The sequence below is a fragment of the Tuberibacillus calidus DSM 17572 genome, assembly GCF_000430685.1.
In the GTDB taxonomy this organism is placed as follows: domain Bacteria; phylum Bacillota; class Bacilli; order Bacillales; family Sporolactobacillaceae; genus Tuberibacillus; species Tuberibacillus calidus.
Genome location: NZ_KE387193.1, coordinates 54,912 through 66,798, shown reverse-complemented (window position 1 = coordinate 66,798; position 11,887 = coordinate 54,912). Strand labels below are relative to the sequence as shown.

Sequence of the window (11,887 nt, the reverse complement as noted above, 5' to 3'; positions counted from 1 at the left end):
TGAGATGAAACCAAGAGAATTGATTGTGCTATTCGGTGTTATTTTAATTGTTCTCATGTTAATTATTCCTCTCCCAAATGTATTGCTCAGTTTCTTAATTATTGTCAATATTTCTCTCGCCCTCATCGTTATCCTTGTCTCTATGAATATGAAGGAACCTTTGGAATTCTCCATTTTTCCTTCATTATTGTTATTGCTCACTTTGTTTCGTTTAGGGCTCAACGTTTCAACCACTCGGGCGATCCTTGGAAAGGGCGATGCCGGCGTGGTCATTGAAACGTTCGGAAATTTTGTTATCGGCGGAAACGCACTTGTCGGGTTCGTCGTGTTTTTGATCCTCGTCATCATCCAATTTATTGTGATCACAAAAGGGGCCGAACGGGTATCCGAGGTGGCCGCACGTTTTACATTGGATGCGATGCCTGGGAAGCAAATGGCCATTGATGCCGACCTCAATGCGGGCCTTATCAATGAACAGGTGGCCAGGGAAAGACGGGATAAAATCGAACGAGAAGCTGATTTCTACGGAGCAATGGATGGGGCAAGTAAATTCGTTAAAGGTGATGCGATTGCAAGCATCATCATCGTGACGATCAATCTCATCGTCGGCATGATTATCGGTATGGTTCAACAAGGCATGTCACTCAATGATAGCGTTCATCATTTTACTTTGTTATCCGTCGGCGATGGTTTAGTGAGCCAAATTCCGGCACTATTAATATCAACCGCAACCGGCATTGTCGTGACCCGCGCGGCTTCCGACGGCAACTTGGGGCAAGACATCAGCCGTCAAATGTTGGCCTATCCGACGATGTTGTTTGTCGCAGGTGGTGTCATTCTGTTGTTGGGACTGACGCCCATTGGTTTTATGGTCACGGCACCCGTCGCCCTTTTACTATTTATTGGTGGCTATCTATTACGAAGGAACATGGCCAATGCCCCGATGGCAGAGCAAGAAGCGGCCATCGGACTGGAAGAAGAGCATTTTAAAAATCCGGAAAATGTCGTCGACCTTCTGCAAAACGATCCGATTGAATTTGAGTTTGGTTATGCCCTGGTGCCCTTGGCTGACGCCAATCAGGGTGGGGATCTCCTCGACCGCATCGTGATGATTCGTCGGCAAATCGCCTCAGAGCTAGGCTTAGTCATTCCGGTTGTCCGCATTCGGGATAATATTCAACTTGAGCCGAATGCCTATCGATTAAAGATAAAAGGGTCGGAAATTGCCCGTGGCACGCTTTTCTTAGATCATTACCTCGCGATGAGTCCTGGTGAAGATGATCCGACGATCACAGGGATCGATACGACAGAACCGGCTTTCGGGCTTCCAGCAAAATGGATTCCAGAGGGTATGAAAGATCAGGCGGAGCTCGCCGGCTATACGGTTGTCGATCCGCCATCCGTCGTTTCGACCCATCTAACGGAGGTCTTTAAGCAATATGCCCACGAATTATTAGGCAGAAAGGAAACGACACAGCTCATCAACCATTTACGGGAATCAGATGCAACATTAGTCGAGGAAGTGACTCCCGACTTATTATCCGTCGGCGAAATACAGAAGGTGCTTGCTAATTTGCTGCGAGAACATGTGTCTATACGAAATTTGCCCGTCATTTTTGAAACGCTAGCAGATTATGCGCGGCTGACAAAAGATACGGATTTACTGACGGAATATGTCCGCCAAGCGTTAAGCCGACAAATCACACAGCAATATGTCAGAGGCGACGTTTTAAAAGTCATTACCTTGACACCCAACTTAGAGGAAAAGATTGCTCAATCCATACAGAAAACCGAGCATGGCAATTATCTTGCGCTTGAGCCGGATGTAACGCAAACGATTTTAAATGAAGTGGCTCAACAAATACAAATGCAAAAAGATTTGGATCAGGAACCTATTTTACTTTGTTCACCCGTCATCCGTCCGTATGTAAAACAGCTCATCTCGCGCGTTTTGCCGCAGGTCGTTGTTCTTTCCTACAACGAATTGGAGCCGACGGTTGAGATCCAAAGCATTGGAGTGGTGAATGCGGCATGAAGATTACCAAAATAACCGCCCCAACAATGCCGGAAGCGATGGCGAAGTTAAAGAAAGCTTACGGCAGTGAGGCTGTCATTTTATATACGCGAAATGTTAAAAAAAAGCAATGGTTCGGCATGCGCCAAAAAAATGCCGTCGAAGTTGTCGCAGGTATCGAGCAAGGTTTGAATACTCAAGCCGTAAACATGTTACGTGAAAAGAGTGAGCCGATCGACGTGAAACCCTTTCAAACAGAGAGGCAGCTGGATTCGGCAACCCCTGAGCCATCTAGGTGGAAGATACCGGAACCCGAACCGATTCAAAAACTCTGTCAAACCCTCAGCGAGCAAGGGGTTGGGTCACGTCATGTCGAAGCAATTGGTAAAGAATTATTAAAATATTGGTATTCGTCAAGTCAAGAACCAACCGAAGCATTGATTTTGCAAAAGCTTAATGATTTGCTTGCGGAAAGGCTTTCCTCCATTGACTTTTCGGGGCTCCGCTACAACCGAAAAGGTTTGATTCTCGTTGGTCCAACCGGTGTCGGGAAAACGACAACAGCTGCCAAATTAGCCTCAAAGGCGGTTCTTGATGACGGTAAAACGGTGGGGTTTATCACGACGGATACCTATCGGATTGCCGCCGTAGAACAATTAAAAACGTATGCCAAAATTTTAAATGTGCCGGTCGTTGTCGCTTATAACATGGATGATTTTAAAAAGGCGCTTACGGACATGAAGGATAAAGATTTTATCATCGTCGACTCAGCGGGTCGAAATTATCAACAATCCCGATTTGTAATGGAACTCAAAACGTTGATTCCTTTTGATAACGGGATGGAAACACATTTGGTATTATCGGCTACTGCTAAACCGTCTGACCTTTCCAGAATCATTCGCCAGTTTCAGGATATTCCGATCGATAAATGTCTATTTACGAAGGTCGATGAAACAGCCGAGGTCGGCTCTCTTCTTCATGTGCTGCTTGAACATGGGATCGGTGTCTCCTATTTTACGAATGGCCAAAACGTTCCTGACGATTTAATGGAAGCAGAAAAAGACGCCTTTATCCGCCGAGTGATCGAAGGTGTGACGAATGGTTGACCAGGCAGAAGCGCTTAGAAATAAAGTCCGCAAGCTGCAAGAAAGTAGCACACGGGTCATTGGCATCTTAAGCGGAAAAGGAGGCGTTGGGAAATCGGTTTTTGCCGTTAACTTTGCTTTAGCGCTTCATCGGCATGGAAAAAAAACATTGTTGATTGATTTAGATATTGGGATGGCGAATGTCGATATTCTATTAAACCTTTATACGGCTTACCATTTTGTCGATATGATAGACAAAAGGCTACCCATCGAATCCGTCATTGCTCAACATCCGAGCGGTTTGTCTATCATTTCCGGCGGGAGTGGATTGAGTCATCTCTTTAATCTGGATGAAGAAAGTTTCCGCTTCTTTCTCGAGCAATTTGCTCATTTAAAAAGAATGTATGAATACGTCATCTTTGACCTACCAGCAGGGTTTAATGCGGACACCCATCGTTTTTTAAGCGCGGTTCATGAAGTGATCCTCGTCACCACAACTGAACCGACTTCGCTCGCTGATGGTTATGCCGCTATTAAACTCATGACAAAAAATCATATTGATGTACCCATTTTCTGTGTTATTAATCGCTACGATAGTCTCCAGGAAGCCAAAAGGATTTGGTTCAACCTTGAACAGACAACAGCTCGATTTCTTGGAAAAACGTTAACTTTGCTTGGCACTTTGCCAAGAGATCGAGCAGTCGTTCAAGCCGTTAAAAATCAAAAGCCGTTTCTCACCGGTGACCCAAAAGCCAAGGTGAGTATCGGACTAGAGGCATTGACAAAAAAGTACTTACAGCAGGAAGCTTATCAAGCACCGCCGTCTTTCGATAGTTTTATTCATCGTTTGAAGTCCCTTTTTAGATCTAAAGGATGATGTACATGGACCCGATCAACGTTTTAATCGTCGATGATTCAGCCTTTATGAGAAAACTGTTATCGGAATTTCTCTCGGAAGATCCAGCCATTCGCGTCGTCGGCAGCGCCCGCAATGGGCGGGATGCGCTCAGGAAAGTAAAAATGCTTGCCCCCGATGTCGTTACTTTGGATGTGGAATTACCCGATATTAACGGCATTGACGTTCTGCGCTCAATTATGAAAGAGGAGCCCTTGCCCGTCGTGATGGTTAGTAACTTTACTCAAAGAGGGGCAAAGACGACCTTGGATGCGATGGCGATCGGGGCTGTGGATGTCGTGGCCAAGCCATCAGGGGTGATTTCACCGGATCTTCATCTTGTGAAAGAGGAATTGCTTGTAAAGGTGAAAACAGCGGCTTCGGCCAATATCAAAGGACAGGTGGCTACGATTCAAGCTTCAGGGAAGACCACTTCGAATCCTGTTCTTCGGGCAAAAGATGGCATGCGTCTTATCGCGATCGGCGCCTCTACCGGAGGACCGCGGGCGCTTCAAACCGTAATCGGCGGATTGCCGGATAACCTACCAGCACCAGTGGTCGTCGTTCAGCATCTTCCACCATTATTTACGACGACATTAGCGGAGCGACTAAACGGTTTGACCCCATTAACCGTTAAAGAAGCAGAACACGGAGAAATTTTGCAAAATGGGACGGTCTATATTGCGCCGGGCGGGTATCATATGAAACTAAAAAACAATGACCGGATGCTCACGGTTGTACTAGAAGATTCCGCCCCCGTGCATGGATTGAAACCCGCTTTTGACTCCCTTTTAGAGTCTCTGGCAGGGATGGAAGGCTTATCGCTCGTTCTGGCCGTTTTAACGGGTATGGGAAATGACGGGGCGAGAGGCCTATCGCGTTTTAACTCTGAGTACCCGCCTTATGCGATTGCCGAATCCGCCGAAACGGCTGTCGTGTTCGGTATGCCCAAGGCGGCCATCGGAACGGGCCGCATCCATGCGGTGTTGCCATTACCCGATATCGCCCAAGCGATTGCAAACCATTTCCATATATAGGGGGAAAAAGGAATGGATACGAATCAATATTTGGATCTTTTTCTTGATGAAAGCCGCGAGCACTTACAAAACATGAATGCCAAGCTCCTCGAATTGGAGAATAACCCAGGGGATACTGCCATTGTCAATGAAATTTTCCGTTCCGCCCATACTTTAAAAGGGATGAGCGCCACAATGGGGTATGAGAGCATGGCCGATCTTACCCATAAGCTTGAAAACGTGTTGGATGCGATCCGACATGGGGAACGGGCGGTTAATGAAGCGATCATGGATGCGCTCTTTGCTTCCGTCGAACGTTTGGAATCGATGACAGAAGCGATCGCCAATGGTGCTGGTGACACAAAACCCGCGGAAGATCTCATTGAACTTTTGTTAAAAGTGTCCGAGTCATCTGTTCAACGTTCTGAGGCGCAATCGGGGCCAAATCCAGAAGAGCAAAACGATATGAGTGACTATAATACATACGAAATGAATGTCATCGGCGAGTCTTTGTCACAAGGATACAGCGTCTTTAAAATCGCCGTCACCTTAAGTGAAAGCTGCCTTTTAAAAGCGGCAAGGGCTTATATGGTCTACCAAATCGCCGAACAAAGCGGTGACATTATAAAATCCGAACCTTCCATTGAAAAACTGGAAGAAGGGGCATTTGATACCCAATTTGTTTTCACTCTAATTACAAAAGAACCGCTCGATGACATTAAGGAGAAGATTCTAAAGGTATCCGAAATCGACCGTGTGGACATCGAACCGGTGACAGTTAAAAAGGACAGCAAACCCGAGGATGAAAAATCAGGAAAAGCACCAATACGAAAAGCTAACGCCCATTCAAGCGGTCAATCCATTCGCGTCAACTTGAAGCGTATTGATACCTTGATGAATCTGTTCGAAGAGCTTGTTATTGAAAAAGGCCGTTTAGAAGGCTTGGCTAAACAGTTCAAAGACGCTGAACTGACAGATATTACCGAAGACATCGCTCGGACCACACAAGCTTTGCAAGATGTCATCCTGAATTTACGCATGGTGCCCATTGAGCAAGTGTTTAACCGCTTCCCGACGATGGTCCGCAACGTCAGCAAGGAATTAAATAAGAGAATCCGCTTAAATATGGAAGGAAAAGAAACAGAACTCGATCGCACCGTCATCGATGAAATCGGTGATCCGCTCGTCCACCTCTTGCGCAACTCGATGGACCACGGCATCGAAACGCCAGAAAAGAGAAAGAAACTAGGAAAACCGGAAGAAGGAACCATTGACCTCAAAGCCTATCACTCTGGCAATCATGTCTACATTGAAATCAAAGACGACGGCGCGGGGATTAATCGTGAAAAGGTACTTAATAAGGCCATTAAAAATGGTCTCATTAATGAATCTGACCGCGAGCATTTAAGCGACCAAGAGGTCTATCAACTGCTCTTTCGCACCGGTTTTAGTACAGCCGATGTCATCTCAGACATTTCCGGGCGCGGTGTCGGGCTTGATGTTGTGAAAAGTAAAATCGAATCGCTCAGCGGTGAGGTGTTCGTTGAATCGGAGGAAAACAAAGGGACGACCTTTACGATTCGCTTGCCTTTAACGCTATCTATCATTACGGCGCTATTCGTTCAAATGGGGGATGAACATTACGCCATTCCGCTTGCAAATATTCTCGAAACCGCAATGGTTAAAGAGGATGACATCATGAATGTCCATGAAAAGGAAGTGTTAGCTTTCCGCGACAGCGTCATCCCTTTTATAAGACTAGCGGATGCTTTTGCAGTACCGGGAGAACGTCCGTCCGGGAAATTTATTCCGACCGTTATCATTCGCCATGGTTCAAAACATGCCGCCTTAGCCGTCGATCGCCTCATCGGCCAGTCGGAAATCGTCATCAAACCTCTCGGGCGTTATCTCGGTGATGTCGAAGGATTTAGCGGCGCCACCATTTTAGGCGATGGCCGTGTGGCACTGATCATTGATGCACAAGCATTTATTCATTAAAAGGGAGGTACGGTAACGTGGCAGAGAAAAAAGTGATCATTTTTACGCTTGGCGGGGAAAAATACGGAGTCGATGTGGAACAAGTCCTTTCGATTGAAAAAATGACGACCCTCACCCGCATTCCTAATACGGAAAATTTTATTAAAGGCATTATCAATATACGAGGGGTCATCTATCCAGTCATTGATCTTCTGGAACGGTTTCAGATTGGCACGTCGATTATCAATGAAGAAACCCGACTTTGTCTTGTGCAATTGGACGAGATGAAAGTGGCTTTCATTGTCGATGGCGCTGAAGATGTGGCAACGATTGATATGGAAAAAATCGAACAGGCTCCGCATCTTGTCGGTGGTGTCCACGCAGAATACATCAATGGGATTGCTAAATTAGAAACTGGCATCTTGATTTTATTAAATCTTGAACGCGTTCTTCGAGACGACCATATTGAAAAAATTAAACAAATCGAGGGTGCGTAATGGATTCCCTTTTTTTACTGAATGAAGGTGAATTGGATCTTTTGAAAGAGATCGCCAACATCGGTGCAGGCCATGCGGCCTCAGCACTGTCTCAGTTAATTGGCCAGGTGGTCGAAATGAAGGTGCCTTCGGTCAAAGTTAGCCGATTTTCGGATTGGCTTAGCGACCATGAAGCGGAAATGACCGTCGCCTGTGCTTACATCCATATGAGCGGCGATTTAAATGGGCATTTTTACTTGTCATTTCCATTAGAAGAAACCCGTCAGCTGTTAAAAGCAATGCTCGCTTCGAGGGATGTGAACATGGAAGCGCTAGGCTTTCCTTCCCTCGAAACATCCGCATTTGGTGAAGTGGGGAATATCTTAGCTGGATCGTATCTAGCCAGCCTGTCCGACTTTACGCATCTTAACATTCAAACATCTCCGCCGACGGTTCTTGTTGATATGGCCGGGGCTATTCTGGGGGAAGGACTATTGGATTTATCCCTATATGGAGAAGAAGTGTTAGTCATTGATTGCGAATTAACGAATCTCGCAGAATCCGGCCCGATTCGTTCCACATTTACGTTTTTACCGCTCGCTGAGGATTTGGCGAAATTGCTAGCCCTTTTAGGGGTGCAAGATGGCTGAAGTGATGATCGTTGGGATCAGCGATTGGCGGCTCGCGCACTCACCCGACCGATTGCGGTCTCTTGGGCTAGGTTCTTGCGTCGGCATTGTTCTATACTGCAGGCGAATCGGTCTTGCGGCCATGGCGCATGTGATGCTTCCGGATCATCATTTAGCCAAATCCTCTTTTCATCCGGCCAAATTCGCCGATACCGCTATACCCGGATTAGTAGATATGCTCATGCAGCACGGGGCATCACTTTTGGAACTCGAAGCCAAAATGGCTGGAGGGGCTGAAATGTTTCCAAATGCCCGAAACCATTTTCCCTCCATTGGAAAAAGAAATATTACGACCATTAGAGATTTGCTTAACCGTTACAAAATCCCGATTGTGGCCGAAGATACAGGGGGCCATGCAGGACGGACGATCGAATTTTTTACTGAAACGGCGGAGCTCTTGATTAAAACGGCACGAAGTGGTGAAAAAGTGATTTAACGCCGGTAAATTAAAAAAGCGAGGGATGGGATCATGACCGTCATACCTCAAACCAATGAAAAAAATGAAAATGATTATTGGGATTTATGGTTAAATCACAGAGATCCCGATGCCGCAAATCATCTCATTAAACGATATGAATCGATTATTCGCTTTCAGGTGAAGCGCATTCGCGGAAGCGTTCCAAAAACCGTGACGACTGACGAATTGATGAGCTATGCCTATGCGGGCCTTTATGATGCTTTATTAAAATTTGATGTCAGCCGCCATCTAAAATTTGACACTTACGCCTCCATACGCGTAAAAGGTGCCATCATCGATGGCTTGCGCCGTGATGACCCGCTCCCCAGGTCATTAAGGGCCAAAACCAAAAAAATTGAAAAAGCGATTGAAGATTTAGAACAAAAATGGGGACGGGAAGTGACAACCGAAGAAGTCGCCTTCGCCTTGGGGATGTCCATTGATGAAGTCGAAAAAATTTTATCGAACGGTTATTCAGGAACGGTTTTATCTCTTGACGAAGCCATTGATGCAGAAAACGGCCCGGAATCGGTCGGTTCTTTCATTGAAGATAAGAAGTCGGTCAATCCAATGGATTTCCTTTTAAAAGTTGAGACGATCGATCAATTGGCACAAGAGATTGCAAAACTAACAGAAAAAGAACAATTGGTGATCAGTTTGTTTTATCATGAAGAATTGACCTTATCGGAAATCGGCCGCATACTGGGGTTATCAACATCTCGGGTATCCCAAATCCATTCCAAGGCATTAGGGAAATTAAAAGCGCGGTTAGAAAAGGATGCCGTATCGGAGGGAAGGCTGTGACAAATGTTTTATTGGTGTTCAGCTTATTGCTGCACCTTGTTACTTTTTACATAATTATGATTTTAGCGCAACGCATCCATCAAATAAAGAATCAAACCGGTGGAATTGAAAACCGTGAATTAGCGGAAATTTTAGAATCCCATCTGGAGGCTGTTCGAGCCGAAAATCAACGCCTTATTGCGCAACTAACCCCTCTTGATCATCACAATATCTCGGATTCTGAGCCGAAAGATGGAGAAAAACCCGCTATAGAGAAGAAAGCACAGCCTTTGGACCATGAAATCCCACCGCCTTCAGTGGAGGGGATTGAAGACCAAGTCGAGCAATCGCAAACAAGTGAAATCATCCATCTATATCAAAAAGGTTGGTCCATGCCAGAAATTGCGAAACACCTCGGCCTTGGCAATGGCGAGGTTGAACTCATCATCAACTTATACAATAAAAGTAACCGCAAATGAAAACTTGGTGATTTTCCCGATTGCCTTTTGGACGTTATTATGGTATATTAACGGATGGTGTGAATACACACGCTTAACGATTTTCACAAATGGTGCCGCTTAGCGGTCTCTGTGGGAATATGACTTAAGCGGAGGAAAAACCAATGTACTAGGAGGAAACCACGTCATGGCAGTTATTTCAATGAAGCAACTGTTGGAATCCGGCGTGCATTTTGGTCACCAAACCCGCCGCTGGAATCCGAAAATGAAGCCGTACATCTTTACTGAAAGAAACGGCATCTACATTATTGATTTGCAAAAAACCGTTAAGAAAGTGGAAGAAGCGTATCATTTCGTAAGAGATTTGGTCGCTGACGGCGGAACCGTGCTTTTCGTCGGAACGAAGAAACAAGCACAAGATTCCGTTAAATCGGAAGCTGAACGTTGCGGTATGTACTATGTCAACCAACGCTGGTTAGGCGGTACGCTGACGAACTTCCAAACCATCCGTCAACGCATTAATCGTTTGAAAGAAATTGAAAGAATGCGTGAAGACGGCACGTTTGATGTTTTGCCCAAAAAAGAAGTCGTCGGTTTAAATAAAGAACTCGAACGTCTTGAGAAATTCCTTGGCGGGATTAAAGACATGGAACGTCTTCCCGACGCGCTTTTTGTCGTTGACCCGCGCAAAGAACGCATTGCGATTGCGGAGGCCCGCAAATTGAAAATTCCGGTCATTGCGATCGTTGATACGAACTGTGACCCGGATGAAGTCGACGTTGTTATTCCGGGTAACGATGACGCTATTCGCGCGGTTAAATTATTGACAGCCAAAATTGCCGATGCCGTTGTCGAAGCCAATCAAGGTGAAACGGTTTCCGAAGAGGCACCTGTTGAGGAAGCCGAAGAAGTTAAGGAAACCGAACCGGAAGAAATTACAGCTGAATAATACGGAACGGTCGAAGGGTGATTAAGGGCGAAAAACCCTTGTCACCCTTTTAAGATGTCTTAAAATATTTTATGAAACGATAACTGCTAAAATGCTTTTTTCTCATCCGATGGATGAAAGAAGCCACCTTCGGCTTATCCTAAAAGTAAGCTGATGAAAATAGCAAAAAACATTTACATAAGGAGGAAATCCAGTGGCTATTACTGCGCAAATGGTTAAAGAGCTCCGCGAAAAAACAGGAGCTGGCATGATGGATTGCAAAAAAGCTTTAACAGAAACGAACGGTGATATTGAAAAAGCCATTGATGTCTTAAGAGAGCGTGGAATCGCCAAAGCCGCGAAGAAAGCTGACCGCATCGCGGCAGAGGGTTTAAGCGCTGTTAAAATTGATGGCAATACCGCGGTCATCGTGGAAGTCAACTCAGAAACCGACTTTGTCGCAAAAAATGATTTGTTCATCCAATTAGTCGATGAAATTGCCGGGGTACTTTTGAAAAATAAACCTGAAAACGTCGAAGCGGCCCTTGAAGTCAAACTTGACAATGGCACGACTTTAGGTGAGCGCATCAATGAAGCGATTGCCAAAATCGGTGAAAAGCTTTCCTTACGCCGTTTTACCGTATTGGAAAAAGCTGATGACGAAACATTCGGTTCCTACGTACACATGGGCGGCCGCATCGCTGTTTTAACGCAAGTCACCGGGCAAAACGAAGAAGCAGCGAAAGACATTGCCATGCATGTGGCAGCGATGAACCCGCGTTATATTGATCGCGAAAATGTTCCACAAGATGAAATCGACCGGGAAAAAGAAGTTTTGAAACAACAAGCCTTAAATGAAGGCAAACCGGAAAACATCGTGGAAAAAATGGTGCAAGGTCGTTTGAACAAATTCTTTGAAGAAATTTGCTTAGTCGATCAGGCTTATGTTAAAGACCCAGATCTTAAAGTGAAAAAATATCTTGCTGATAAAGGCGCAACTGTGAAAGCCTTTGTCCGTTACGAAGTTGGCGAAGGCATGGAAAAACGCCAAGAAAACTTCGCAGAAGAAGTTCAAGCACAGCTGAAAAAGTAAAATCAAATGTGAGAAG

The 11,887-nt window shown here is 45.4% G+C and carries 12 protein-coding genes; all 12 read left to right on the top strand.

What is annotated here, in order from left to right:
• Positions 1–4 precede the first annotated feature (4 nt).
• The 12 genes from flhA (at position 5) to tsf (ending at position 11,871) form a co-directional block, all read left to right on the top strand.
• Positions 5–2,035: a flagellar biosynthesis protein FlhA gene (gene flhA, locus H532_RS0114435; RefSeq protein ID WP_027726038.1), complete on the top strand. Its 2,031-nt coding sequence runs from the start codon at positions 5–7 to the stop codon at positions 2,033–2,035.
• Positions 2,032–3,120, top strand: coding sequence for a flagellar biosynthesis protein FlhF (locus tag H532_RS0114430; protein WP_027726037.1), 1,089 nt, complete (start codon positions 2,032–2,034; stop codon positions 3,118–3,120). Before flhA ends, H532_RS0114430 begins: the two co-directional genes overlap by 4 nt.
• Positions 3,113–3,976 carry a MinD/ParA family protein gene (locus H532_RS0114425; protein WP_027726036.1) on the top strand — a complete coding sequence of 288 codons (864 nt, stop codon included), beginning with the start codon at positions 3,113–3,115 and terminating at the stop codon, positions 3,974–3,976. The genes H532_RS0114430 and H532_RS0114425 overlap by 8 nt, the downstream gene beginning before the upstream one ends.
• 5 nt (positions 3,977–3,981) lie before the next feature.
• On the top strand, positions 3,982–5,031 hold the full coding sequence (locus H532_RS0114420) for a protein-glutamate methylesterase/protein-glutamine glutaminase (RefSeq protein ID WP_027726035.1): 1,050 nt from the start codon (positions 3,982–3,984) through the stop codon (positions 5,029–5,031).
• Between the two features lie 12 nt (positions 5,032–5,043).
• On the top strand, positions 5,044–7,008 hold the full coding sequence (locus H532_RS0114415; protein WP_027726034.1) for a chemotaxis protein CheA: 1,965 nt from the start codon (positions 5,044–5,046) through the stop codon (positions 7,006–7,008).
• A gap of 17 nt (positions 7,009–7,025) precedes the next feature.
• Positions 7,026–7,484, top strand: coding sequence for a chemotaxis protein CheW (locus H532_RS0114410; protein WP_027726033.1), 459 nt, complete (start codon positions 7,026–7,028; stop codon positions 7,482–7,484).
• Positions 7,484–8,113, top strand: coding sequence for a chemotaxis protein CheC (locus tag H532_RS19075; RefSeq protein ID WP_051263360.1), 630 nt, complete (start codon positions 7,484–7,486; stop codon positions 8,111–8,113). Before H532_RS0114410 ends, H532_RS19075 begins: the two co-directional genes overlap by 1 nt.
• Positions 8,106–8,588, top strand: a complete 483-nt coding sequence (locus H532_RS0114400; RefSeq protein WP_027726032.1) for a chemotaxis protein CheD — start codon at positions 8,106–8,108, stop codon at positions 8,586–8,588. Before H532_RS19075 ends, H532_RS0114400 begins: the two co-directional genes overlap by 8 nt.
• 33 nt (positions 8,589–8,621) lie before the next feature.
• Positions 8,622–9,413, top strand: a complete 792-nt coding sequence (locus tag H532_RS0114395) for a FliA/WhiG family RNA polymerase sigma factor (protein ID WP_027726031.1) — start codon at positions 8,622–8,624, stop codon at positions 9,411–9,413.
• Positions 9,410–9,871 (top strand): DUF6115 domain-containing protein, encoded by a 462-nt coding sequence (locus H532_RS0114390; RefSeq protein WP_027726030.1) that lies wholly within the window; start codon positions 9,410–9,412, stop codon positions 9,869–9,871. Before H532_RS0114395 ends, H532_RS0114390 begins: the two co-directional genes overlap by 4 nt.
• A gap of 166 nt (positions 9,872–10,037) precedes the next feature.
• Positions 10,038–10,799, top strand: a complete 762-nt coding sequence (gene rpsB / locus H532_RS0114385) for a 30S ribosomal protein S2 (RefSeq protein WP_027726029.1) — start codon at positions 10,038–10,040, stop codon at positions 10,797–10,799.
• Between the two features lie 193 nt (positions 10,800–10,992).
• Positions 10,993–11,871 carry a translation elongation factor Ts gene (gene tsf, locus H532_RS0114380; protein WP_027726028.1) on the top strand — a complete coding sequence of 293 codons (879 nt, stop codon included), beginning with the start codon at positions 10,993–10,995 and terminating at the stop codon, positions 11,869–11,871.
• Positions 11,872–11,887: the final 16 nt, after the last annotated feature.

Coding starts and splice junctions, on each gene's coding strand:
- flhA (WP_027726038.1), top strand. CDS start 5: ATGAAACCAAGAGAATTGATTGTGCTATTCGGTGTTATTTTAATTGTT.
- H532_RS0114430 (WP_027726037.1), top strand. CDS start 2,032: ATGAAGATTACCAAAATAACCGCCCCAACAATGCCGGAAGCGATGGCG.
- H532_RS0114425 (WP_027726036.1), top strand. CDS start 3,113: ATGGTTGACCAGGCAGAAGCGCTTAGAAATAAAGTCCGCAAGCTGCAA.
- H532_RS0114420 (WP_027726035.1), top strand. CDS start 3,982: ATGGACCCGATCAACGTTTTAATCGTCGATGATTCAGCCTTTATGAGA.
- H532_RS0114415 (WP_027726034.1), top strand. CDS start 5,044: ATGGATACGAATCAATATTTGGATCTTTTTCTTGATGAAAGCCGCGAG.
- H532_RS19075 (WP_051263360.1), top strand. CDS start 7,484: ATGGATTCCCTTTTTTTACTGAATGAAGGTGAATTGGATCTTTTGAAA.
- H532_RS0114400 (WP_027726032.1), top strand. CDS start 8,106: ATGGCTGAAGTGATGATCGTTGGGATCAGCGATTGGCGGCTCGCGCAC.
- H532_RS0114395 (WP_027726031.1), top strand. CDS start 8,622: ATGACCGTCATACCTCAAACCAATGAAAAAAATGAAAATGATTATTGG.
- rpsB (WP_027726029.1), top strand. CDS start 10,038: ATGGCAGTTATTTCAATGAAGCAACTGTTGGAATCCGGCGTGCATTTT.